20 protein-coding genes are annotated in these 25790 nt (G+C 51.2%); 10 read left to right on the top strand and 10 right to left on the bottom strand.

The genetic code is table 11. From position 1 onward, the window contains the following. Window positions 1-63: 63 nt before the first annotated feature. From IX84_RS25275 to IX84_RS25285, 3 genes are all read right to left on the bottom strand, one after another. Window positions 64-579: a hypothetical protein gene (locus IX84_RS25275; RefSeq protein WP_152605237.1), complete on the bottom strand. Its 516-nt coding sequence runs from the start codon at window positions 577-579 to the stop codon at window positions 64-66. Between the two features lie 190 nt (window positions 580-769). Then, window positions 770-1087: a hypothetical protein gene (locus tag IX84_RS25280; RefSeq protein WP_044227607.1), complete on the bottom strand. Its 318-nt coding sequence runs from the start codon at window positions 1085-1087 to the stop codon at window positions 770-772. A gap of 27 nt (window positions 1088-1114) precedes the next feature. Then, entirely contained in the window at window positions 1115-1852 is a 738-nt protein-coding gene (locus IX84_RS25285; RefSeq protein WP_044227609.1) for an MIP/aquaporin family protein, read from the bottom strand. Between the two features lie 498 nt (window positions 1853-2350). Here IX84_RS25285 and IX84_RS32660 point away from each other — a divergent pair, with 498 nt between their 5' ends. Next, the gene (locus IX84_RS32660) at window positions 2351-2617 is read left to right on the top strand and encodes a sulfatase-like hydrolase/transferase (protein ID WP_262501671.1); all 267 of its coding nucleotides are present in this window, start codon (window positions 2351-2353) and stop codon (window positions 2615-2617) included. Window positions 2618-2750: 133 nt separating this feature from the next. Here IX84_RS32660 and IX84_RS25300 read toward each other — a convergent pair whose 3' ends face one another. Beyond that, window positions 2751-3221, bottom strand: coding sequence for a ribonuclease H-like YkuK family protein (locus IX84_RS25300; protein ID WP_044227620.1), 471 nt, complete (start codon window positions 3219-3221; stop codon window positions 2751-2753). 330 nt (window positions 3222-3551) lie between these two features. Between IX84_RS25300 and IX84_RS25305 the strand changes: the two genes are divergently transcribed. Further along, window positions 3552-5033 (top strand): cryptochrome/deoxyribodipyrimidine photo-lyase family protein, encoded by a 1482-nt coding sequence (locus tag IX84_RS25305; protein WP_202965295.1) that lies wholly within the window; start codon window positions 3552-3554, stop codon window positions 5031-5033. 3 nt (window positions 5034-5036) lie between these two features. On the opposite strand, the gene IX84_RS25310 is transcribed toward IX84_RS25305, so the two are convergent. Then, the gene (locus IX84_RS25310; RefSeq protein WP_044227623.1) at window positions 5037-5900 is read right to left on the bottom strand and encodes a UbiA-like polyprenyltransferase; all 864 of its coding nucleotides are present in this window, start codon (window positions 5898-5900) and stop codon (window positions 5037-5039) included. Window positions 5901-5981: 81 nt separating this feature from the next. Next, the gene (locus IX84_RS25315; RefSeq protein ID WP_052516399.1) at window positions 5982-6512 is read right to left on the bottom strand and encodes a DUF1573 domain-containing protein; all 531 of its coding nucleotides are present in this window, start codon (window positions 6510-6512) and stop codon (window positions 5982-5984) included. Window positions 6513-6788: 276 nt separating this feature from the next. Here IX84_RS25315 and IX84_RS25320 point away from each other — a divergent pair, with 276 nt between their 5' ends. Beyond that, window positions 6789-10826 carry a hybrid sensor histidine kinase/response regulator transcription factor gene (locus tag IX84_RS25320; RefSeq protein ID WP_044227626.1) on the top strand — a complete coding sequence of 1346 codons (4038 nt, stop codon included), beginning with the start codon at window positions 6789-6791 and terminating at the stop codon, window positions 10824-10826. Window positions 10827-11067: 241 nt separating this feature from the next. Here the strand turns inward: IX84_RS25320 and IX84_RS25325 are convergent, their stop codons facing one another. From IX84_RS25325 to IX84_RS25335, 3 genes are all read right to left on the bottom strand, one after another. Next, a complete protein-coding gene (locus tag IX84_RS25325) occupies window positions 11068-12048 on the bottom strand; it encodes a cyclic nucleotide-binding domain-containing protein (protein ID WP_044227630.1) in 981 nt (326 codons plus the stop codon). 98 nt (window positions 12049-12146) lie between these two features. Continuing rightward, window positions 12147-13457, bottom strand: a complete 1311-nt coding sequence (locus IX84_RS25330; protein WP_044227633.1) for an aspartate aminotransferase family protein — start codon at window positions 13455-13457, stop codon at window positions 12147-12149. A gap of 103 nt (window positions 13458-13560) precedes the next feature. Beyond that, the gene (locus tag IX84_RS25335; RefSeq protein WP_152605238.1) at window positions 13561-14559 is read right to left on the bottom strand and encodes a hypothetical protein; all 999 of its coding nucleotides are present in this window, start codon (window positions 14557-14559) and stop codon (window positions 13561-13563) included. A 135-nt stretch (window positions 14560-14694) separates the two neighbouring features. On the opposite strand from IX84_RS25335, the gene miaA reads away from it, so the two are divergent. The 4 genes from miaA (at window position 14695) to IX84_RS25355 (ending at window position 21322) form a co-directional block, all read left to right on the top strand. Further along, entirely contained in the window at window positions 14695-15912 is a 1218-nt protein-coding gene (gene miaA / locus IX84_RS25340; protein ID WP_063978301.1) for a tRNA (adenosine(37)-N6)-dimethylallyltransferase MiaA, read from the top strand. 136 nt (window positions 15913-16048) lie between these two features. Further along, window positions 16049-17347, top strand: a complete 1299-nt coding sequence (locus tag IX84_RS25345) for an MFS transporter (protein WP_152605239.1) — start codon at window positions 16049-16051, stop codon at window positions 17345-17347. A gap of 204 nt (window positions 17348-17551) precedes the next feature. Beyond that, a complete protein-coding gene (locus tag IX84_RS25350) occupies window positions 17552-19990 on the top strand; it encodes a heavy metal translocating P-type ATPase (RefSeq protein WP_081968941.1) in 2439 nt (812 codons plus the stop codon). A gap of 102 nt (window positions 19991-20092) precedes the next feature. Continuing rightward, window positions 20093-21322, top strand: coding sequence for an S-adenosylmethionine:tRNA ribosyltransferase-isomerase (locus IX84_RS25355; RefSeq protein WP_052516400.1), 1230 nt, complete (start codon window positions 20093-20095; stop codon window positions 21320-21322). On the opposite strand, the gene IX84_RS25360 is transcribed toward IX84_RS25355, so the two are convergent. After that, window positions 21319-22539: a pyridoxal phosphate-dependent decarboxylase family protein gene (locus IX84_RS25360; RefSeq protein WP_044227649.1), complete on the bottom strand. Its 1221-nt coding sequence runs from the start codon at window positions 22537-22539 to the stop codon at window positions 21319-21321. The genes IX84_RS25355 and IX84_RS25360 overlap by 4 nt on opposite strands. 321 nt (window positions 22540-22860) lie before the next feature. Here IX84_RS25360 and IX84_RS25365 point away from each other — a divergent pair, with 321 nt between their 5' ends. Genes IX84_RS25365 through IX84_RS25375 form a run of 3 tightly spaced genes read left to right on the top strand, consistent with a single transcriptional unit; the run spans window position 22861 to window position 25779 of the window. After that, window positions 22861-23406, top strand: a complete 546-nt coding sequence (locus tag IX84_RS25365) for a winged helix-turn-helix domain-containing protein (RefSeq protein WP_044227651.1) — start codon at window positions 22861-22863, stop codon at window positions 23404-23406. Beyond that, a complete protein-coding gene (lhgO, locus tag IX84_RS25370) occupies window positions 23407-24612 on the top strand; it encodes an L-2-hydroxyglutarate oxidase (protein WP_044227655.1) in 1206 nt (401 codons plus the stop codon). Window positions 24613-24633: 21 nt separating this feature from the next. Further along, window positions 24634-25779, top strand: a complete 1146-nt coding sequence (locus IX84_RS25375) for a DegT/DnrJ/EryC1/StrS family aminotransferase (protein ID WP_238578338.1) — start codon at window positions 24634-24636, stop codon at window positions 25777-25779. Window positions 25780-25790 lie beyond the last annotated feature (11 nt).

Here is a 25790-nt window from a genome sequence, read left to right on the forward strand (position 1 = left end):
ATCACCCCTAAATTAATGGTAAGGCACTCTATCCGGTAGCTCCAGGGACGAATATCTCCTCCACTATGTGGTGGGTCGTCTACAGGCATAACCATCAAAATAGTCGCTCTGCGCATACTGGAAGCCCAGACTAAACCACTGATTAAAGCAATACTTCATGCCATAGCGAAAATAAGAAAATGAGGAAGGCAGTTCGTAAGTAAAATTTAGTTCAGGACCATCAGTACCAATACCTGCACTACCTAAGTACCCTTTGCCTCCAAATGCATACCATTTACCCAGGCGCAGTTGAGATTGTATCCCCCAACCATCACCTACACCATGGGAACGACCAATATTCTGAGACGAAAACCCGGGAACCCGCTCCACTCCAAGATAAATATGTGGCGTTATTCTGTAGCCTACCGCTAGATTTCCCATCCAGTTCGTCATTTCAACTCTGAGCCACCCAAAACTGAGTTCTCCATAAATACGCTCTGTAAAGGGCCTTCGCTCGCTTTTTTCATCGCTTTGGGCATGAAGAAAATTCAGGGACGTGGCCAAAATAGCAGCACCTATCATTAGCCGCTTTGTTTTCATGGTTCTTACTTATAGAGGGTTCAAAAAATAGCATTGCCTATCAGTTATTGTTGACCTTTATAATGGTTTCTTTACTTAATCGGGAGGACTTTGCAACATGAAACCAAATGTAAGCGCTATCGACCGTACCGGACCTTCCCACCTTAGAAACCTTGGCTTGCCCGGCGCTGGAAAATCGCTAATGTAGCCATTAAAGGAACTGCTTTGTGCATATTGACAGCCCACACAGAGCAGCCCCCAACCGCCTAAAGCGGATCCACTTTGTATTGAACCTCTGGCTCCAAAGCCAGTAAATTCTGCCCCGAGGTAATGATGAGGCGTAATTTTCAAACCGATACTTAGACATATACACATAGTTGATTAAATCTACCGAGAAAAAGCCAACATTCCCCTCTAAGTAAAAATAATCGTAAAACGGGCGGGATGCCGCTGCTGAATCCTTCTGGGCATTCGATAAAGTAGTGCTTCCAAAGGCCAGGAAAGCAATCAATAGCAATCTTGTTTTCATTATCTGGGGTTTTGTCATTCAATATATCTATACCTGCAATAACCCGTACAGCAAGGCCGCAAAAGCACCGCCGGCCAGCGGCCCCACGATAGGTATCCACGCATAATTCCAGTTGCTGCTGCCTTTGTCCTGTATGGGCAGGAGCGCATGTGCGATACGTGGCCCTAAGTCACGCGCCGGGTTGATGGCATAGCCGGTGGTGCCCCCCAGGCTGAGGCCAATGGCTAAAACCACAAGGCTAACGGGCAATGCCCCCAGAGAACCTAGTCCAACCGGACGGCTTGGGTCACCTACCGGAATGTTGGGCCCGGTGAGAAAAAATACGGCAATCAGAAGCACAAATGTGCCGATGATTTCTGAAAAAAGGTTCGCACCGTTATGGCGGATTTGCGGTATGGTGCTAAACGTGGCCAGCTTGAGTACGGGGTCCTTTGTAGTGCGGTAATGCTGAATATAAGTCAGCCACACACAACTTGCACCCGCAGCAGCCCCAAGTACCTGCGCCAGCACATAGCCCCCAACCTTCGACCAGGCAAACTTACCACCAACTGCCAAAGCAACGGTCACCGCCGGATTGATGTGCGCACCGCTGTAATCCTGCGCCACCAGGACGCCCACAAAGACCGCCATTGCCCAGCCCACCGTGATGACAATCCATCCCCCGCTATGCCCTTTCGTGTCCTGGAGCACAACGTTGGCGACCACGCCATTGCCCAGTAAAATGAGCAAAAAAGTACCAATGAATTCTGCGATAAACGGCGTCATAGGTGCTGGTTTTTGCAGGAAAGATATAAAATATTGGTTGTTTAACGGACTGATCATTACAGGTAGTTGTGGAAACCTTCCTTTCTTTAGACTAAGAATATGTTTACATCATTTCGGGACTAATATCCTGATCTATGCTCCGGAGTACTGTTTGTTTTCTGCCCGAAACCGTAGACCATCGCAAACCATCAAGAACGGCCCTACAAAAAACGGGCGGCGCAGTTTGTGCTTTATATAGTTCTCCAAGGCGAGATTAATGCATTTTGACTTGCTCTTTTTTCCGCTCGCTGCGTTGAAAAGCCTCGCCGTCCGTACGGATGCCTGCGTTTTTCGCCTTGCGAGCGAAAAAAATACCTGCGTCAACTTTGCACAAATCCTGCCTTGGAGAACTATAAAATGAACTACCATGAAAATTAAAAGGACCCTTTTCTTTCTGACTCCTTATGGTGGTTTATCCCCGGACAAGCCCAAAATCCGGGTTCTACTCCTCCAAATGTCATCTTCATCTACGCCGATGACCTCGGCTACGGCGACCTTAGCTGCTACGGCGCGGACTCCATTCACACGCCTCACCTGGATCAGATGGCGGCAGAAGGCATAAAATTCACCAATTTCTATGTGACATCTCCGGTCTGTTCTCCTTCCCGTACGGCCCGGCTGACGGGCCGCTATCAGGTGCGTTCCGGCGTTACCCGGGTGTTTTTCCCCAATAGTCTTCAGGGCATCGATAGTACCGAATACACGATGGCGGAGTTATTCAAATAGGCTGGCTATGCAACAGGCATCATTGGCAAATGGCATTTGAGCGCCAAACCCAACCGGTACCTGAACCTAAATTAAAGGCTGTACCCTTTGATGACCCCCGAAAAAATAACCCGGGCGAGTAACCCGGGTTAGATTATACGACTTTGTCGGCGCAGGAAGAACTGGCAAAAGCATTAGGTTTTGCTTTGAACACAAAGCCCATGCTCAGGATGTAGCCCATCGCCTCCTTGAGTGCTACATTGGACTGGAACTCCGGGTCGGTATTTATGTCGGCATGGACTTCCAGTTCTACGTTGTGCTTGTCCAGCAAGTCACAAAGGCTGTAGGCCACTTCTACCGACTTGGCTACCTCAGTGATCATCCGCTCGCGCAGCCCCATACCGGCCCGCTCCCGCGTATTGTGAATGAACATAAAGCCGCCTTTCTTTTCGCGCAGAAAAACGATGACGCTCGCAAACTCAATGTGCGTACCCCGCACCTGAGAATCGGAACCAATGCAGACCTTCAGGCGGTGCCCGGCAGCTTTTTCCCGAAGAATCGTTTTCTCTACAGCTTCTTTAATGGGCAACTCAATTCTTTCGCCGTTAAGTTTTCGCCATTTCATGAATAGGATGGATTTTTGACTAAAATACAAATTCCCCAGACCACACAGTGTATGGTCTTTGAAAAATAAAACAGAATTAATATTGGATTAACAACCATCCTAACATTAAAATAAAAGGTGAGGGTTCCCGCCAACGGACTTTTTTACTGAACTTTTATTTGAAATGTAAAAAATTTTAGCCCAAAAACACCCTAAATCACTCTTTTTCAAATACTTGTAGCTTTGTCTGTAGGTTGTAAAAAATTTCCCATACCGAAAAACACTTGAAAACCCGGCTCTACTCCATCCTGCTTTACGATAACAAAACCGGGGCAATGCTGTTAAATCACTGTGAATTTCGAAAGACCCGAAATAGACATTGTCTGGCTGAAGCGCGACTTGCGCCTTCACGATCATCCGCCTTTGGAAGCAGCTGCAAAAGGTGGGCGGCCCTTGTTATTACTCTATTGTTTTGAGCCCGGTTTGCTGCGGCATGCCGACTACAGCGACCGGCACTGGCGCTTCGTCTGGCAGTCTCTGCAGTGTATGGCATCCCGCTTGCCCGGCACTCTGCTTATCGCGCACCGGGAAGTACTACCGTTGTTCCAGGATTTGTGCACCTATTATCAGGTTCGTAACATTTACAGTCATGAGGAAATCGGTGTAAAAGCTACTTTTGACCGGGATATTGCCTGTGCCAAATGGTTCAAAGAACTGGGTATCAACTGGCAGGAGGTTCCATTTTCAGGTGTGCAAAGAGGGCGCCCCAACCGGGAGGGGTGGCGGGAACAGTGGTATGACTACATTGAGTCTCCGGTACCTTCCTTTCCGGCCGATAAGCTCCGTTTGATTGAGCTTCCGGAAGCTTTACAAAAGATGCTCGCTGGTCCGCCCCTCCCCAAAGCGTACCAGGAGCCTGACGCCACTTTTCAGCCCGGTGGCGAGCGCAATGCGTGGCGGTATCTGCGTAGTTTTTTTAAAGGTGAAAGGATCAACGGCTACTCCCGTATGATTTCCAAGCCATTGGCCAGCCGCCGGTCCTGCAGCCGGATTTCCCCCTATCTGGCGTGGGGCAACATCAGTCTGCGGCAAGCATATCAGTACAGCTGGCAGCATCGGCATTTGGTGACGGATAAGCGCGACCTCAACAACTTCCTGTCCCGCCTGCGCTGGCGCGACCATTTTATACAGAAATTTGAAAGCGAGTGCCGAATAGAGTTTGAAAATTTCAACCCCGCCTTTAACCACCTGCGCACCGAAACAGATGAAGCATTGGTAGAAGCCTGGAAGACCGGGCAGACAGGCTTCCCACTGGTAGATGCCGCAATGCGCTGTGTGAACGCCACCGGCTATATCAACTTCCGGATGCGGGCCATGCTGGTTTCCTTCCTTACGCACACGCTGTGGCAGCCCTGGCAGGCAGGAGCGCATCATCTGGCCAGGCAATTCCTGGACTTTGAGCCGGGCATCCACTACCCTCAATTCCAGATGCAGGCCAGCACGACGGGCATTCATACCATCCGGGTTTATAATCCGGTATTTAACTCCCGGAAACATGATCCCCACGGAGACTTTATCCGGCAGTGGGTACCAGAGCTGGCCAGGCTGCCCGATGATTACATTCATGCGCCATGGGAAATCCCCCCACTTGAGCTACAGTTTATTGGTTTTGAGCTGGGGAAGGACTATCCCAATCCGATTGTGGACCTAAAAAAAGCCATGCGCTATGCCAGCGATCAGCTCTGGGGGCTTAAGGACAGTCAAACTGCCCGGAAAGAGGGTGCCCGCATCAAAGCAAGGCATGTGAACCCGGGAGAGCGGCGGCAGGAATAAATACTACAGGTATATGTCCATGATAACCAATACACCGAATAGAAGGCTGGCAATGCCGTTGGTGGTAAAGAAGGCAATATTAACCTTGCTGAGGTCATCCGGGCGTACCAGAGTATGCTGGTAGAAAAGCAATCCGAGAAAAATGGCAGCAGCCAGCCAATGCAGCCACTGAAATTCCGGGTAAGCGGACTGTAGTTGCCAGGCCGCGGCGAGTATAAAAAAGGCGCTTCCGGCATGCAGGAAATTCGAAAGGCGAAGTGCCCCCGGGCGCCCCATTTTCACCGGCACAGAGTTTAGAGACAGGGAGCGGTCGAAGTCATCGTCCTGCAAGGCATAAATGATATCAAAGCCGGACACCCATAGTAAGACAGCCCCCGAATACAGCACCGGGATCAGATCGAACTGCCCCATGACCGAGAGGTAAGCCCCGATCGGGGCGAGTGAGAGCCCCAGCCCAAGCACAAAATGGCAAAGGAAGGTAAACCGCTTGGTGTAACTGTAGCCTAAAATGACCAGCAGGGCTACCGGTGAAAGCAGGAAACACAGGAGGTTAATAAACCAAGTCGTTGCGATGAAAAGCAAGCTGTTGATGAAGACAAAAGACAGAGCAGCTTTGGGGGAGATCACACCAGCTGGAATTTCCCGGGTGGCGGTGCGGGGGTTTTGCTCATCGATATCCCGGTCGAGATAGCGGTTGAAAGCCATAGCCGCACTACGGGCAAAAACCATGCAAAGTACCACAAGGATAAACAGCCTGAAGCTAAGCCCACCTCCAGACTCGAGGGTAGCCAGAAAGAAACCAAGCAAAGCGAATGGCAGGGCAAAGATAGTATGGCTGAATTTGACCAGCGAGAGGTAGTTCTTCATGCCGCAAAAATACGAAAGCCCGCAAAACCATACGGATTTGCGGGCCTCTTTATTTATTTGACTATTGAAAGTCTTTTGGGCTTACTGTGTTACTGCAGGAGTAGCATCACCAGCCGCAGGCGTTACGTCACCCTTGAGGTAGATGAAGCTCTGTGGTGGGTTGGTATTTGCAGTAATCGTCACCTTCTGGTTACGCTTACCTTTCTTATTCTTAGAGTTGAACTCAACGGTGATTTCGCCGGTAGCACCCGGAGCGATTGGCTCCCGTGGCCAGCTTGGAACAGTACAACCACAGCTGCCTTTAGCATTGCTGAGGATCAACGGCTCGTCGCCGGTGTTGGTAAAAGTATACGTGTGAGAAACTTTCTCGCCTTCGTTAACTGTACCGAAATCGAACTCTGTTTCTTCAAAGGTCATAGTTGTTGTCGGGCCAGCAGGAGCAGCAGGCTGAGCGGCAGCAGGCTGAGCGGCAGCCTGATCAGCAGGCTGTACAGTGTTAGCAGACAGGTCCTCGCGAGCTTCTTCCTGAGCTGCACTCTCGCTGTTGTTACAGCTTGCTACAAAACCTACCGCCAACAGGGCGAACATCAGAACTTTGATTTGCTTCAACATTTTACTTTAGTTTTGGATTTAAGTTAAAAGTGGGAACAATGGGTTTTATAAATAGTTCTCCCGGCCAATTCCCTTTTTTTGAACAGCTACAAAGGTAGGGAATGCTACAGAAGCTCCCGTTAATCAGCATTGAAGTTTTGTTAACGAGCTGTTAATCCGAATTCTTGCCCGTTTGCGTATCATTTTGTGCGCAACCTCCGTGAATCTTTGTCAAAGATATGTAGAAGGTTATCCAACAGGCAGGTATCTTCGTACTAAATCGTTACTTTTAATTTAATGAAAAGCCTCACTGTTACGATATTCCTGTTGCTGGCAGGCCTGACAACCAAATATGCACAGACCGTCAAGCTCGATGAGCTGACCATCGAGGATGGGCTGACGCAGGGTATGATACACGATATCATTCAGGACAGCCTTGGCTTTATGTGGTTTGCCACAAAAGATGGGCTCAACCGCTATGATGGTTATGATTTTAAGTTGTACAGCCATTTCCCCTCAGATTCCTTTTCGCTTTCCGGGCATGTTGTAAATTTTTTATTTGAAGACTCCTATGGAAGGATATGGGTTGGCACGCACAACAACGGGCTTAATATTTTTGACCGCACACAAGAGCGTTTTTACAAACTGGGCTATGACGAGGTGCCAGCTGTTGGGCTAAATTCCAATCGTATATTCAGTGTCGAACAGGAGAATGATAGTATTTTCTGGATAGGCACTGGCCGGGGCTTGTGCCGGCTCGTTGTCCCTGAAGGCGAAGCGCTTTGGGAAGGATTGGAAAGTGCCCAACTCAGCAGCAGAATCAAAAGCTATCCCATCGAGCCTGTCCAAAACCCTAACCTCAACAGTGTAGCCACCTGCCTGTCGCCCGTATCTGATACGCTCTATTTTGCCATCAGCAACCGGCTTTTCCGGTTGGACCGGACCAACTATCGGGAATGGGAAGAGATGTCTGACGAAGTTAATGCCTTTAACATTGAAACCCCCTTCGGTTTCCGAAGCATGGAAATGACCAAAGATGGGTATCTGATTTTACCCACTAATCAGGAAATCAAAATTTACCATGAAGGCAAGAGCTGGGATATCCCACTTCCTGAACAACTCCGGGGCTTCCTGCCGGATGTCACTATTGACCAATCAGGTACGGCATGGGGGGTATCAGCAGGATTGTATAAAATTCACCCTCAGCGGGAACCCGGGCACCAACTTGAAATCCTTTTCACTACTAAGGCTTCTTATTTCACGCCCACTGTATACGTTGACCGTTCAGGGGTCGTATGGCTGGGCACCAATGGCTATGGCATCCGGAAGTACAACCCCTCCAATGCCCGGTTCAACCATTTGATGCCCGGCACCAGTACCCGGCAACTCTATACTGACCTAAAAGGCAGGTGCTGGGTTTGGGTAGCTGTTTCATTGAAGGTTCTGAACCCTGAAAATGGCATGTATAAGTTGCCCCCCGGTTTCCCTTCCTGGATAGAGAAAGCCACCTGGGTCATTAACCCGGAGCCTGATATTTTCTGGTTTCATTACCCGATTATTGAAAAACAAACTGCGCTGATAAAAATTAATGAACGAACTGGTGAAGTCCAATCCTATCCCTACACCTGCAAGCCCAACCCCGATTCGCCCCTGCTCATAGACCGTGAAGGCAATATTTGGTTCTCCAGCATGGACGGACAGCTCGTCATTTTCCAGCCTGACACGGAAACTTTTCATTACTACTCCATGTCAGACTGGTTTGACGAACGACAGGAAAACGCCGCCATCACTGCCTTTTACTACGCAGATGAATCGGATGTAGCCTGGGCGGGCACACAGTATGGACTGCTGCGTTTGCAGCGCACATCAACAGACAGCTTTGACCACCGGGTTTACGATTTCGACCACAACAACCCACAGAGTATTAGTGAAAACTATGTGCTAAGTATTTGCAGCCGCCCCGGAGAAACCAACAAACTCTGGATTGGCACAAAGGGTGGCGGGTTAAACCAATTGGACACACATACCGGGACCTTCAAAGCGATTACGACACAAGATGGGCTGCCCAATAATGTAACCTATGGCCTGCTCCCGGATGAGGAAGGCCATCTTTGGATTACCACCAACCGCGGGCTGTCCAGGTACCATCCTGAGCTGGGTACTTTTAAGAACTACACCTCTGCCGATGGGCTTCAAAGCAATGAGTTCAACACTTCCTCCTACCATCGGGCAAGAGACGGGCGTTTCCTTATCGGGGGAGTCAATGGCGTACATGTGTTCCACCCCAAAGAGGTCAAGCTGAGCAGTCTGCCACCCAAAGTTTACCTTACCGGGCTAAACATTAATAACATACCCTGGCGGAAGGCCATTGGGGAAGATAATGCCCTCAAACCTATTGAGCTCATCGGTCATATCCAGCTCAGGCACCATCAGGACCAGCTCTTTTTCCAGTTCGCAGCTCTGGATTACGCCGCATCGCAAAACAACCGGTACCGCTATCAGATGGCCGGGCTGGATGATGCCCCCGTTGATGCGGGGACACGGCGGGAGGTAGCCTATGCCAACCTTGCGCCCGGGCAGTATACTTTTCAGGTGTGGGGTGCCAACAATGAGGATATCTGGAGCACAGAACCAGCAATATTGAAAATCACCATTAGCCCTCCCTGGTGGGCTACCAACTGGGCTTACCTCTTGTACCTGGGGTTGTTTTTTACATTATTTTATGCTGCCTACCGCTTCCAGGTCAACCGGGACCGCCTGAAGACACAGCTGGCTTATGAGCAGCGCGAAGCCGAGCGTCTTGCCGCATTGGACCGGATGAAGTCCAACTTTTTTTCCAATATCACCCATGAATTCCGAACTCCGCTCACGCTGATTTTAGAACCGGCAAGACGGCTTGAGGCACAGCTGAAAAATAAGAATGGCCAAAAATGGGCAGAGCTCATCATCAGCAACAGTGAGCGCATGCTCCAACTGGTGAACCAGCTTTTAGATATCAACCGGCTCGAGGAAGGACTGATCTCCGTAAAGCTGCAGCAGGCAGACCTGAATCAGTTGCTTACCTCCATATTAAAGGACTATGAAGGCGCGGCTCAGGATAAAGCTATTCAACTTGAGCTGGAAATCACCGGACGGCCACACCTTAAGTGGGTGGAGATTGATTCGGAGAAAGTCAGTAAAATTGTTCATAACCTGCTGTCAAATGCTTTAAAATTCACACCGCAGGGCGGTGAGATCACTCTCTCAGCAACCGGTATGCCCGACCGCCAAAAAGTTGAAATCAGCGTGAAGGATACCGGGCCCGGCATTGCCCCGGAGCACCACGAGCGGATATTCGACCGTTTTTACCAGGTTGATGACTCTTCCACAAGGTCTGTCGGCGGGACGGGCATTGGGCTGGCTCTTTGCAATGAGCTGGCGCAAAAGCTTGGCGGCAGTATCCACATGGACAGCGAACCCGGTAAAGGGTCAAGATTCACCCTTCTATTTCCATTGCACTCCATTCTTGACGGCGATAAGGCTACCGGAGGAGACAGGGCAACCGGTGAAACGCACCAACAATCCACTCCTGCCGCCCTGCAACAGGGCACTACGATTCTGATAGTAGAAGACAATAAAGACCTCCGCGACTTTTTGTGCAGTATTCTTGGAGAAGACTTTGAACTGACGACTGCACAGGATGGAGTCGAAGGTTTGCAGATGGCCACTTCCACTCAGCCGGATATCATTATCAGCGATGTGATGATGCCACGATTGGATGGTTATGCAATGACGGCTCAGCTGAAAGCGGACATTCGCACCAGTCACATTCCTATAATAATGCTAACGGCCAAGTCCGCGCTTAAGAGCCGGCTGACCGGGCTCAAAACGGGGGCAGATGCCTATTTGTCCAAGCCATTTTATGCGGAGGAGCTGATGGCTCAAATCCACAATTTGCTGGAGCAGCGCGCCCGGCTTCAGCTATACTTTACAGGAGAAAATGAAAAGGTATCTGCCCCCGATATTCCAGACATTGAACATCAGTTCCTGCAAAAAGCTTACGCCGCAATGGACGACCACCTTGCCGATGAGCAGTTTTCTGTTGAGCAGCTGAGCAACGTGTTACTGCTCAGCCGGTCTCAGTTGCACCGCAAGCTAAAAGCGCTGACTGGTCAGACTGCATCAGAGTTCCTGCGCAACTACCGGCTTAAAAAAGCCCTGGAGCTGCTTCGCCAACCCGGCCTCTCCATTGGAGAAGTCAGCCATAGAGTTGGCTTTGGCAGCCCTCAGTACTTTGCTACAAAATTTAAGGAAAGATATGGCTACTCTCCCAGCGAAGCCTCTGGAAAAGCCTGATTTCCAGCAAAAAAGACCGCAATGCAACATAAATGAACAAGATTGCAACATATGTTAACGCACTCTATGCCGTTGTGCCCTAAATTTGTAATAACAGTTATTAGAGCACTACTAAACAGTGTGCAACCAAATTGTCCCAACACAACACAAAACAAAAAGCAAGGGGGAATCGACAAAATATCGATTCAATATTTCGGGAAGCCATTGCGGCTTCCCTTTTTTTTATCCGCTGTTTTCCTTATCAGATAGTAACAGTTGCTTCTTCGGGTAGAAAGAACCGCTTTTTGAGGTAAGGCACGAGATCGCGGTTTTTCAGCGTGGTATTGGACGGGCCGGTGCGCCGGAAAAAAATATATTCATATTGGATAGGTACTTTAGGCTGCTTCTTTTTGCCCTTTTGCTTTTTTGATTTCGGTTTGCCGTTGGCCGCAGGTTGGGGTAAGGCTACGGGCGTAAATACAGGTACCTTGCTTGGCGTGCAGTCGATACGGAGGATTGTTTTTCCATTGATTTCATCACCATATACGTCAATAAGGTCACAATGCTCTTTGCCCAGCTTGTCCAAAATATGGTTAATAAGGCTCGTCACGGCCTGGTCCAGCGACTCCGTATCCAAGCCGTTAAGCCCGAGTACTTCTCCATCATTCTTAATGCCCAGCAGTATACTGCCGCCCTCAGAGTTGAGCATTGCCGCTACCGTTCTGAGTATAACCGCCTTTGCCCCGGGGCTACGATTGTAGGAAGCTTTGAACTCTACTTTAACATTTTCGCCCCGGCTAACCAGTACAGCTGACGAACGCTGCAGGTTGTGAGAAAGGTATTTGATGATCTGATTCGTCAGACGGCGCAATATATTGACTTTGGCTTCTGCTGACAGCTCCTCCTGTTCAAAGAAAACAGAACGGGGAAAGGCCAGCAGTCTGGATTTGTCCAGTGCAACCACGCTGCCTGTCCGGTGCTCGTTGCTAAAAAATGCCACTTCACCAAAGACTTCGCCAGGGTGCATGATCTTGTTGTGATAATTCTGAAGGTGCAGCTCAAAACGGCCTTCCATGATCAGGAAAAAATGCCGCATTTTCTGGTCTGACTGGTCAAATACCAGGCTATTCTTGTGATACGACCGTAGCCTTGCCGAGCGGGCCAGGCATTGCAGGTCTTCCCTTGAAATACCTTCGAAAAGTTGGTGCTCAGCAAGGACAGTAAAGATTTGCTCGTTTGTCATTCTGGTAGATTTTAGGAGATGTACATTTTACAATGGCAATATAACACAAAAAACCTGTTCCAGCACTGCTCAAACGTCAGAAACTTTCTTCCCCTGACTCAAATGCTCAAAACTTCACGAATGGATTGATCCAGAATTCTAATCCCCTGATCAAGCTCCGCCTGCGTAATGGTCAACGGAGGAGCGATACGGAATACTCCGCCGTAGCCTTTGATGCGGACGATGTTCATACTCAGCCCGTTTTTCAGGCATTGCTCTGCAATTTTACTGCCCAGCTCGGGGTCTGGCGTTTTAGATGCCCGGTCTTTCACTATTTCCATCCCCAGCAACAGCCCCCTGCCTCTGACATCCCCTATACATTCGTAGCGCTCCTGCAACTCTTCAAGCCCTCTTTTGAGATGATCCCCCATTTTCTGAGCGCGTTCCTGCATCTTTTCTTCCACCAGAATGGACAGCACCGTCACGCCCACTTCAGCAGGTAATGGATCAGATACATGGGAAGTAACACTGATGAAGCCTTTATCGTAGCAATCCTGCTCCAGCGTGTCGCTGGTAACCACGGCAGAAAGCGGCAGCCCTCCACCGAGCGTTTTGGAGAGCGTAAGGAAATCGGGCACTACCCCACTTTGCTCAAAGCCAAAGTTATCGCCCAGCCGGCCAACTCCGGTTTGAGCCTCATCAAAAATGAGCAGCAGGCCACGGGCATCACAATGCGCTTTCAGGGCTTTCAGGTATTCCGGAGTCAGTTCGATGATGCCCGCCGCACTCAGCACCGGCTCCACAATCACCGCCGCATAAGCCCCAACGGACTGCCGGTCGACAAGGTCCATGCCTACATCGAGACAGGTGTTGTCGCATTGCCCGGAGCAGTGCTTCACGGGGCACCGGTAACTGTTCGGCGCAGGAATAGCGTAACTGCCGGGCATAACCGGGCCATAAGACCGGCGCGTGAGGGAGTAGGTATGGGACTGTGCACCTGCTGTCATGCCATGCCAGGAACCCGTGAACCCAATCACCTCAAAGCCGCCCGTTGCCAGCTTCGCCATACGAATGGCCATTTCATTGGATTCGCCCCCGGTGGAGAGGAACATAGCCCGGGAAAGCTCAGGCGGCAGCAATTCCGCTAAACGCCGGGACAGCTCAATGACGGAAGGCGACAACATCGCGCTCAGCAAGTGAATGGAAGACTGTGTGCCCCGCTGCAAGGCCTCCACGATGCGAGGATGGCTGTGGCCAAAGATGGCACACATTTGCCCGGAAGTAAAATCCAATATCTGACGCCCATCATCGGTATACAGGTAGGCTCCCGATGCTTTGGTGATCAGGACATCACTGAAATTTTCACAGTAGCGGATGAGGTGCTGCTCGGCTTCCTGAAGCCATTCGGGGCGGGTGGACTCGGTGCTCATGCTTTTTTCCGGAAATATCTCCTTTTCCTGATTCCCGGAATAGGAAAAAACGTTTTTTCTGATATTCAGCTATTTCTGCTTACTGAGGTTTTTATGCTGTGGCTTACTCCCCATCCAATTTGATCATCGTGCCAAATTCCTCAAGCACGATCTGCGCCCGCAAGTCTCCGTTATCAAGATCCAGTTGATAGACCACCTTGAAGGGCGGGGATTCGCCATAGCAAAGGTAGCTGTTGCTTGCGGTATGCAGGGTTTGCAGCTGCTCTGACAACTGCCCGATCGCAAGGTTCTCAGCCGATAGCTCCGTGTAGGATAGACCGTCCGCACCACGGAACTGCACCTCGTACAGCCGGTAGCCGAATTGATTCTCCGGGAAGGTCAGGGCAAACATCCGTCCGGCATCCGGGTCGGGGACAAAACCAAATAGCCGCTGCGGGAAAGTATCGCGGGCAACGAGGTTCTTCGTGGCATTATCGTAAATCGTAGCCGTGTACAACCGTTCGGTGAACCCCTGATTGATCTGTCCCATAAAAACAAAATAGTTTTCAGAAGGGCTGTAGACGAAGTCGTTCAGCAAATCAAATCCCAGAGGGAAAGTATCCAAAGCTACGCTTAAAGACCGGGCTGCCAGGTCAATACCGTACACGCGCCCTTCCAGCCCGCTGTACAGGAAGTACTCATCGCTGTTCCGGCCTTCCTGTAAGAAGAGGGACCCCTCTATTTTCTGTCCAGTCTCCGGATCATTCAGTGCAAGCCTCGTGGTGTCGAAGGTGGTCAGGTCCTGCACCACCAGATTAACCCCGTTGAAATCAGTGTAAAGGTGCCTGTTGCCGGAAAAGTCATTCAGGCGGTTAACCCCAATGGGCAACTGAAAACTCGCTGCAGGCCGAACGGTTTCCGGTATGGTGTCCCAATTGCCGGTTGCTAATTCGATCACAGCTTCCCATCGCTGGTTCACATCATCGCGCTGCATCGTGCTGTACACGCAGCAATTTGGATTATACTCCACAGGCGCACGCATATCGCTATCGTCATCGCATGCCATGTAGGTCAAAGTGGTTAGCGCAAAAAAGAAAAGTAAAAGACGGGATTGGTTCATCATCAGGTGAGCTGCTTTTTGGCAAAGATAGATCATTTTTTCAGGGGAATAAACCGCTGCATGGCTGAGAATGTTGTTCCTGCCCGATGGAATCCGGGATTTTCGCTACTTTGGCCGCAATGAACAACCTTCAGCGTTATGCACCTTATTGTCCTTTCCGGCCCTACAGCAAGTGGTAAGACACGGCTCGCCATTCAACTGGCGCAGCACTACGATACCGTTATTGTCTCCGCCGACAGCCGTCAGTTTTTCCGGGAGATGACGATTGGGACCGCCAAGCCTGATGCAGAGGAACTGGCAGCCGCTAAACATTACTTTATTGACAGCCACAGCATAGAAACCAACTACAGCGTAGGGCAATACGAGACTGAGGCTCTGGAGCAGCTGCAGGAGCTTTTCACTAAACACGAGGTCGTCATCCTCACCGGCGGCAGCGGGCTCTACCTGAAAGCCGTTTGTGAAGGGCTGGATGCTTTCCCGGAAGTCCCGAAAGCGGTGCAGGCAGGTGTGGAGGCCGACTTTCGTGCCCATGGGCTTGCCTACCTGCAGGAAGCCCTGAAAGCCGCCGACCCGGACTACTACGCTGAGGTGGACCTTGACAACCCGCACCGGCTTATACGTGCCTTGTCCGTTTACCGTTCCAGCGGAAAGCCCTTTTCCAGCTTTCGCCAAAAAGCAGCTGGGCAGCGGCCCTTCCAACCCATCTACCTGCAACTGCAGTGGCCAAGAGCAACGCTTTACGAGCGCATCAACCAACGCGTGGACCTGATGCTTGAGGCCGGACTCGTGGAAGAAGCCCGATCTTTATTCCCCAAACGCCACCTCACTGCCCTGCAGACCGTTGGTTATCAGGAGTTATTCGACTACTTCAGCCAGCAAACCACGCTGGAGGAAGCCGTAGAACTCATCAAGCGCAACAGCCGCCGCTACGCTAAACGGCAGATGACGTGGTTTCGAAGAGATGGGTTTTGGAAGCTTTTCCACCCTTCAGAGTGGGAGGCGATCCGAAAATACACGGACCAAGCTATACAGCACCGGTTAGCCTGGTCGCAGGAGCGCCACAAGGATAATTTGGATGGCAAGGTTTATCAGGATGGCACCTGTATTGCCCGATTTGAAAGGGCCCTGCGTAAAGATCAAAGCCTGACGGTAGCTGATCAGGCGCCTCCTACGCCCTTGTCCTGGATACTCTGGCATCAGGTTCGGCTCCTGGCGCTGGAAGACCAAGCGGCTTTTATGCACACGGCCTTGCCCACTGATGAATTAAACTGGCCGGTTGCCCTACCGGAAAGCCTCCCAAACTGGATGCAAACCACGATCTCTCCCACCGGCAGTACTTACCACATCCCCGGATAAGGAAGTCACCACCAAACTATCCCCATCCTTATGCGTTCCCTCTTTGAATCAAGCACCTCAGCGTGCCCTTTTCCAAACCGATGACAGCCCTGTCTGCTGGCACATCGGTTTTCAATTTCCAGACCTTTTCCTAAGCATGAGCCCACTTCAAAGCGTACTTAACGGCTACAGGCAAGTTCCCCGCCATGTCATCTATCTGATTGTGGCGCAGTTCTTTGTGCAGGGCATCAATACGGCTTTCTTTCTGCTCCTCAATTACTATATGGCAGAGGAAGGTTTTGCGGATTATGAAGTCGCGGAAGTACTTTCCTACCGGTTCCTCGCGGTCTTTTGCCTGGCTTTCCCAATCGGTCTGTTCATCAAAGGGCGGCGTTTGAAGCCCTTCTTTTACGTGGCTACAGTTGCTACCCCGGTCATGTCGCTGGTGTTGCTGCACGCTATTGGAGCAGGCTGGACGCAGGTGGTGAATGCTTCTGCCATGCTCTGGGGGCTGGCTTATACCTGCATGCAAATCACGGTACTGCCTTTTATCCTGCTGAATGCCCGTAAAGAGGCCCACTCGGAGGCCATTTCGCTTTCCTTTTTGTCCTTCTCCGGTACCATTTGCCTGATCGGTATTGGCAATTTCATTCTGACTCAAATCGACCCGGCATTTTTTACGGAAAAGCGGGTACTGCAAGGCATCTCTGTTTTGGGGCTCACCGGTGCCTTCTTCGTTTCCCGGATTCGGGTGCCGGAACAGCTGTCGCAAAAAGTGCCTTTCCGGAAAGTGCTGCACGGGTACGACTGGGGGACGATTTTCAAAGCCCTCACCCCCACCCTGATTATTGCGGTTGGTGCCGGTTTTACTATTCCGGTCATCAATCTGTTTTTCCTCAATGTGCATGGGCTGCCCTCCGATCAGTTCTCGCTGGTAGGCTCCCTGACTTTTTTCCTGGTCGCCATGACGGTGGCCATCATGCCGTATGTCCGGCGCAGTTTCGGATACAAGGTCGCCATTACCTTTTTTCAGTCGGCTTCCATTTTTATGCTGTTTGCCCTGGCCACCACGGAGTACTATGCCCACCTGCCATTTGCCCTGGGCATTGCCATCGGAGCCTATGTGCTGCGACAGCCTCTTATGAGTGCTGCGGCGCCCATGACTTCCGAATTGACGATGTACTACGTAGGCCCCAGAAACCAGGAAATCATGAGTGCCCTCAATGCTTCTGTCTGGTCGGGCAGCTGGTTTATCTCCATGAAGCTGTTCGGCTGGCTGCGGCAAATGGAGTTCCGCTATGTTAGCATTTTCCTGATTACCGTCGCCATGTACATTGTGGGCGTGGCCTGGTATGCCTACCTCATCCGGCAGTATGAACGGGAGCGGCAGGGGGAACATTCTGAAGGTGAGCGAACCAAGCTAAAACCGGTGGAAGCAGGGAATAAAAGCCCGTAAATCCAAGCAAAAAATCTACATCGCCGGAAGCATAAAAAGCAAATCCCGTTTGCCGACAAGAATCATCAGCAGACAGTGACAAAAGTCACCCGCCTGCCCTTCACGGTATCGTACATTTATGGCACAAAACAAACGAAAGACAACTGTTTTTCTAGTTCGCAAAAGGTAAACGGCCCGGGCCGTAACCAATGAAAAAAGCCAAACATGCCGACCGTTAGCACTAAGCCAATGACACAAGGGGCTGTGCCCAATACCTCACCCGCGTGTTACCACTGTGGTGAGCCCTGTGCGCCCACTCATATTCAGCTGGACGACAAAGACTTCTGCTGCGAAGGTTGCAAGACGGTCTTCGAAATACTGGATGATAATGGCATGTGCCGTTATTACGATCTTGATGAGCAGGCTGGTATGAGCCTCAAAGGCAAAAAGCAGGCTGCTTTCGCCTATCTGGACGATCCTGATGTCCGGGAAAAGCTCATCGATTTTGCCAATGACGATCAGACCCGCGTTACCTTCTTCATTCCCGCCATCCACTGCGCTTCCTGCCTTTGGCTGCTGGAAAACCTCTACAAGTTCAATCCTGGCATTCAGGCCACTACCGTCAACTTCGTTAAAAAGGAAGTATACGTCACTTTTGACGAGTCAGTGATCAGCCTCCGGCAACTGGTCGAACTGCTGGACAGCATTGCCTACACGCCTGCCATCAACCTGAGCAATCTGGACGGTAGCCAAAAACCATTGGTCGACCGCTCCTTTTACTACAAATTTGGGGTGGCTGGTTTTGCGTTTGGCAATATCATGCTGCTCAGCTTCCCGGAATACCTGGGACTGGATAAGACCCTGGAAGGCGAGTTTTTCCAGCTGTTTGGGTATCTGAATATCCTTTTAGCCCTGCCCCTGGTCTTTTATTCTGGCAGCGACTACCTCAAATCCGCATGGCTGGGCCTGAAAAACCGCAACCTGAATATTGACGTGCCGATTGCACTGGGCGTATTGACTCTTTTCGGCCGTTCCGCATTCGAAATTCTGACCCATACCGGAGCCGGCTACCTCGACAGCCTTGCCGGGCTCGTTTTTTTCCTGCTGGCTGGCAAATGGTTTCAGCAACGGACGTACCACAGCATCTCTTTCGAACGCGATTATAAGTCTTATTTCCCTATTGCGGCCCATCGCAAAAACGAAGACGGCAGCACCACATCCACCACCCTCGACAAGCTGGACCCGGGCGACATCATAGAAGTCAAAAATGGCGAGCTTATTCCTGCCGATGGTGTCCTGCTTAACGGAGAAGCAGCGATTGACTACAGCTTTGTGACCGGCGAATCCGAACCCGTTGGGCGTAACAGCGGGGAGAAAGTCTATGCCGGAGGGCGGCAAACCGGCAGCAGCATTGAAGTCAGCCTGACCCGCCGCGTTTCCCAGAGCTATCTGACTCAGCTGTGGAACGATGAAGCCTTCACCAAGGCCACCGATTCCCGTACCAGTGAACTCGCTAACCGCGTGGGCAAATACTTCACCTTTGCCATTCTGATTATCGCCTTCACCACGCTGGGCTACTGGCTGCAGTACGATACCGGCCTGGCGGTTAACGCCTTTACAGCAGTACTGATCATAGCCTGCCCCTGTGCCGTGGCCCTTGCAGTGCCCTTTATTTTCGGTAATGCGCTGCGCGTGCTGGCCCGCAACCGGTTTTTCCTGAAAAATACGGCAGTAATAGAAGCAGTAAGCAATGTACAATCCATCATTTTTGATAAAACCGGCACCCTCACCGATCGCCATCAGAGTTCGATCCACTTCGAGGGAGCTCCGCTTGATGCCCACGAAAAGCAAATGGTACGTGCTCTGTTAAAGCCTTCAAGTCATACCCTGAGCCAGCAAATCGTAGCCTATCTCAGTGCTGATGAACCGGCTCAGGACACCGCTTTGTACCCGGTATCCAACTGGGAAGAGGTAGTTGGGCAAGGTGTAGCCGGCAACGTATCCCATTATCATTTAAAAGCTGGCTCGGCTGCATTTATGGATAAGAAAGTGGCTGCAGAAAGCGGGGTGTATATCCAAATCAACGGGCAGGTAAGAGGTGCGTTCCGGCTGGAAAACCATTTCCGTACTGGTCTTTGGGAAGTGGTACACTACTTCGCTCAGCAAGCACGCCTTTTTCTCCTCTCTGGTGACAACGACCGGGAACGGAGCTTGCTGGAACCTGCATTCGAAGGCAAAGGGGAAATGTTTTTCCGGCAGAGCCCGCAGGACAAGCTGCAATTCGTCCGCAAATTGCAGGCGAAGGGAGAAAATGTGATGATGCTGGGCGATGGGCTGAACGACGCCGGTGCGCTGAAGCAGAGCGATGCAGGAATCGTCGTCGCAGAAAATACCAATAACTTCACCCCGGCCTGTGATGCTATCCTCGATGCAGCCCACTTCGACCGCCTGCCCGGCTTCGTTGAGTTTGCGCGTAAGAGTATCCGGCTGGTGTACTATGCCTACGGTTTTGCACTCATCTACAATATTATCGGGCTGAGCTTTGCCGTGCAGGGCGCTTTGTCCCCCATCGTGGCAGCGATTCTGATGCCACTGAGTTCGATAAGTATCGTGTTGTTTGGGACGTTGTCCAGCAACATCCTGGCCCGTAAGCTGAAGCTTTGAGCGCGGCACATACGCACCAATGACGCTTGCGAACCCAAAAGCACTGGAGTTGTTATGTGATTTTTTACATTTGCGCGATTGCGAACCAATTACCAGAGCCTAGTGGATCCCAAGTCTATCAATATTAAGAATTTCTCCTACGAACTGCCCGAGTCCCGGATTGCTAAATTCCCGTTAGAGGAGCGGGATGCCTCCAAACTGCTGTATTATAATGGCGGAAAAATCGATGCTCATTCCTTTCGGGCGCTACCGGAACTACTGCCCGAGGGCGCACTGCTGGTTTTCAACAACACCAAGGTCATCCACGCCCGACTGCACTTTACCCTGCCCAACGACAAACGGCTGGAGATCCTCTGCCTGGAGCCCCTGGCACCGGCTGAATACCAGCAAAACTTTTCCAGTGCGCAGAAAGTGCGCTGGAAATGCCTTGTCGGCGGCAACCGAAAGTGGAAAACCGGTGTAATCGAAAAGACGATCACTACCGAATTGGGGGATGTGCAACTCCAAGCCACCCGGATCGGCCGCATGGAAAACGCCTTCGAAGTTGAATTCGAATGGAATGATGACCGTATAGCCTTCGGATCATTACTCGCGGCAGCAGGCATTATCCCCTTGCCCCCTTACCTCAACCGGGAAAACGTGCCGGAAGACGAAGACCGCTACCAAACCGTCTATGCCAAGACCAAAGGCTCGGTGGCAGCGCCTACCGCCGGGCTCCACTTCACGGACCGGGTATTTGATGACCTGAAAGAAAAAGGCATCTCAACACTGGAAGTCACCTTACACGTGGGCGCCGGAACATTTAAGCCGGTATCAGCCGAAGCACTGGCTGACCACCATATGCATGAGGAGAGTATTTACATCAATCTTGCCACACTGAATACGCTCATTGCCCATCTGGAGCAAGGTAAGCCAATCATTCCGGTCGGCACCACGAGTATGCGGCTGTTGGAAAGCCTGTACTGGCATGGCCAAAGCCTCTGCTCAGGTCAACCGGCATCCTTTATTGATGTGCAACAGTGGACACCCTACGAAGAAGGCAAGCGCCCCTCCACTCTGGAAAGCTTCCAGGCGGTGCGGCAAGCCATGGAAGCCCAACAGCAGGAAACCGTGCAGGGCTACACACAGTTGATCATCGCCCCGGGCTATACCTTCCGGGTTTGCAACGGCATCATCACCAACTTCCATCAGCCACAGAGCACCCTGTTGCTCCTGATCGCCGCACTGATTGGAGAGGACTGGAAAAAGGTCTATGACTTTGCCCTTAGCGAAGGCTTCCGCTTTCTTAGCTATGGAGACAGCAGCTTGCTATTGCCAGGCAGTCAAAACTAAAGCGCTTCCACCAGTTCACTCAGCGCATCTATTGTCACATGGTCCATCACCACTACCTTATACCATTCCGGTTGGGAATGGCTGTCGGGCACAAGCCCAAACTGCTCTGCCATTTCTCGGGAGATACCGCTTTTGTGGATGGTGACGATATTAGACCCGGGGTGCCGGTAAAACCGGATAGCCCGGCCCCTGAGTTGCTGACACAGCCACTCCGTCCGGTAGTTCAGAATATGGATTTTCTCAAACCAGCCATGCGGGCCGTAGGTCATCAAAATCATCCAAACGGAAATGGCATTTGCCCCCGAGCGGCTTCCGCTTAGTGTGGCGTCAAGTCCCTGCACATATTGGGCTTCCTCAGTATAGGCATATTTCATCCACCCTTTTCGGATCAGGAAAATACCGGTACCATAGGGCGCTTGTACCATCTTGTGGGCATCAAGGGTGATTGAGGTTACCCTGGGGTTGGAAAAATCCAGGGTGTGCTCAATCTTTGAAAAAGGGAAAAAGAATCCGCCGTACGCGCCGTCCACATGCAATTGATAAGGCTGCCCGGTTTCCTCCAATACCTCCATATAAGGCTCAGGATGATCTACCGACCCAAACATGGTGGTCATCATATTACAGACTACGATAAAATACTTAGCCCCGGAGGTCTGCGCTTCGGCAACTGTTTCCCGGATGGCGGAGGCTGTGATGCAGCGGTCTTCCGGGCTCGTTGCTACGGCAAAGCCGTGCACGCCAAGCAAATTGGCTGCTTTATGCATAGAGTAATGAGCGTCCGCCGAGCACAGAATAGCAATTTCAGTGGCAGCAGCCCCGTGCTCCCGCATAAAGTAGTTCCGGTAGATCCACATGGCTTGAATATTGGCTTCCGTACCGCCACTGGCTACGTAGCCATCAAACTGCCCTGCTTCTGCTCCATTAAGAATATCCACTGCGCACAGGGCTATCAGCTCCCGCTCAATCTCCTGCGTACCGGCGAAGAAACTCTCTGAATCGCCCAGGGTATGGCAGCCGATGTGATTGGGGTTTTGTACCAGGGTAGCCAGGAAAGGGGCTTCGCGCAGCATGGCGGGCTGAGGGGTAAACACTTTCTCATCCAGGTGGGAGGCCGGTAAGCCAAGAGGAGAACGCTCTTTGTAATCCACATTTTTGCCCAGTGCCTCGAATACCCGCTGATGGATTTGCGCGGGGGTCTGTTTGCTCCAGAATTGCATTTTTGCAGCATAGATACGCAAAATGGGCGGCAATGTACTACAATGCAGTATTGGCACGAAAGCCCCTGTCAATACTAGACTCCCGAAAGCGCCCTGAGAAAAGGTTTATCGTTTTAGGCACTTTTTTTTCAAAAATTCACTGGACATCAGCAGATTATTCACTAAAATTGCATCTGCAAACACAAAATAAAATGAGCAACATTTTTGCTCGTTCTTTTCTTGGTATTCCCTATCGAAAAGGTCGGCAATAAGTAATCACAGCTTTTTTTCACCGCTTTAGCTTGCTTATTTACCAAGCTTGAGTAATTTTATTACTCAATCATGATAGAAACCTTAATATCCTCAAAGACACGAATTAAGCTGCTGATGAAGTTTTTCATCAACAGTAAGACTACGAGCTACCTGCGAGGCTTGCAGCAGGAGTTTGGAGAGTCTTCCAATGCCATCCGTGTGGAACTCAACCGCCTGGAAGAAGCTGGAATGCTTCGCTCAGAGACCGTTGGCAACAAAAAAATGTTTCGGGCCAACGATCAACATCCACTCTTCTTTGAGATACACAATATACTTTTAAAGCAAATTGGCGTAGACCGGGTCGTGGAGCAGGTCATAGAACGCCTGGGCAATGTGGAGCGGGTATACCTGATCGGTGATTTTTCCAGGGGCATAGACAGTACCATCATCGACCTGCTGATTATCGGCACCGTAGACCGGAGCTACCTGCTAAGATTAGTGGAAAAAGCGGAGAAAGTGGTCAATCGGAAAATCCGGTATCTGCTCTACGAAGCAGAAGAGTTTTCCGAAAGCATGCTCGACCGTTTCACGCCCGAGCCTCTTCTACTTTATTGCAATAAAATGGAAATGAACTAGATGCAATATGATGTCGCTATAATCGGTGCCGGCATAGTGGGCCTTGCTACTGCTTATCAGTTGACTGAAAAGCAGCCTGGCCTCCGTATTGCCGTGATCGACAAAGCGGCAGGCGTAGCGCGGCATCAGACCGGCAACAACAGCGGTGTCATCCACTCTGGCATTTACTACACACCCGGTGGCTCCAAGGCGCTCAACTGCGCACGGGGCTACCGCTATCTGCTTGATTTTGCGAAGGCGCATGATATTCCGCATGACGTTTGCGGCAAAGTCATTGTCGCCACCCGCCCTGACGAGGTCCCCCGCCTTGAGAAAATACTGAAGACCGGGCAGGCCAACGGCCTGGATGGTATCCGGATGATCAGCCGGGAAGAATGCCGGGAAATAGAGCCTCATGTGAGTGCCATCAAGGCCATATGGGTGCCCCAATCCGGCATTATCAGCTATCGTGCAGTGGCAGAAAAGTATATGGAACTGGCCCACAACCGGGAAGGAGAGGCCCTGCTGGGGCATAAGGTGCTGGATATTGACCTGCGGCCCGGACAGGGCACCGTTATTACGGACAAGGGGGACATCACCTGCCGGCTGGTCATCAACTGTGCCGGACTGTATTCTGATAAGATTGCGCAGCTGACCATGCCAGAGATTGACCTTCAGATCCTTCCCTTCCGGGGCGAATACTACGAACTGCGCCCGGAGAAACGCTATCTGGTCAACAACCTGATTTACCCGGTGCCCAATCCCAACTTCCCGTTCCTGGGCGTACACTTTACCCGTATGATTGGCGGAGGTATTGAGGCCGGGCCCAATGCAGTGCTTGCTTTTCGGCGGGAAGGGTACAGCCGCTATGACTTTGACCCGGCCGAGCTTTGGGAAACCCTCTCCTACCCGGGTTTTCAGCAAATAGCGCGGAAGTACTGGCGGGATGGGCTGAACGAACTCTACCGGTCCTACTCCAAATCAGCTTTTGTGCGAGCCCTGCAGCATTTGATCCCGGAAATCACCACCGCAGACCTGGTCAGAGGCGGTGCGGGAGTGCGGGCAATGGCCTGCGGCCCGGATGGCACACTCATTGACGATTTCCTGTTTGTGGAAAAGCCTGGTGTCATTAACGTCTGCAACGCCCCAAGCCCGGCTGCCACCGCATCCCTTGCAATTGGGGAAACTGTAGCCGGAAAAGCCCTGAGCCATTTAAATCTCAACTAACGAAAAAAACAATTTCATTATATGTCTGATGTCAAAATGAACATACAAATGGTGGACCTCAAAACACAGTACGAGCGGCTGAAGCCGGAGATCGATGCTGCTGTTCAGGAAGTCCTGCAGTCCTGTGCCTACATCAACGGCCCTGCTGTAAAGTCTTTTAAGGCGCACATGGAATCTTACCTGGACGCCCGCCATGTTATCCCCTGCGCCAATGGTACGGACGCGCTTCAGATCGCGCTCATGGGGGTTGGCCTGCAGCCGGGCGATGAGGTAATTGTGCCTGCCTTCACCTACGTGTCCACAGCCGAAGTCATTGCGCTCCTCAACCTAAAGCCAGTCATGGTGGACGTAGACCCGGACACTTTTAACGTCACAGCTGATCTGGTGGAAGCAGCAATCACGCCAAAAACCAAAGCCGTGGTCCCGGTCAATCTTTTTGGGCAGAGCTGCGACCTTGAGCCTATCATGGAAGTTGCTAAAGCGCATGGGCTATGGGTTATTGAGGACAATGCTCAGGCCATTGGCGCAGACTACACTTTCAAAGACGGGCATACTCAGAAAACGGGTACTATCGGCCATATCGGCTGTACCTCTTTCTACCCCTCTAAAAACCTGGGCGCCTACGGAGATGGCGGTGCACTGTATACCAACGATGAAGCGCTGGGACAGCAACTGCAGATGATTGCCAATCACGGACAAGTGAAGCGCTACTACCACGACATGGTGGGCGTCAACTCCCGACTCGATAGCATTCAGGCTGCCATTCTGGATATCAAACTGGCCCACCTCGATGAGTACGCAGCAGCACGGCGGTCTGCCGCAAACTACTACGATCAGGCCTTTGCAGGTATCGAAGGGCTGCAGACGCCGGCACGGGACCCCAAGTCCACTCATGTTTTTCATCAGTACACCCTCAAGGTTGCCAACGGAAAGCGTGACGCCCTGCAAAAACATCTGCAGGAAGCCGGTATCCCCAATATGATCTACTACCCCGTGCCCCTGTACAAGCAAAAAGCTTATCAGCAGGCTATGGACCAGCAGATAGACTACCTTCCCGTTACGGAAGATCTGTGCAATTCAGTGATCTCCCTGCCTATGCATACGGAACTGGATGAACCTACGCTGGCGCATATTGCCGATCAGGTGAAAGCATTTTTCCAAAAATAAAGCACAAACGG

Source organism: Phaeodactylibacter xiamenensis (genome assembly GCF_000759025.1).
GTDB lineage: Bacteria > Bacteroidota > Bacteroidia > Chitinophagales > Saprospiraceae > Phaeodactylibacter > Phaeodactylibacter xiamenensis.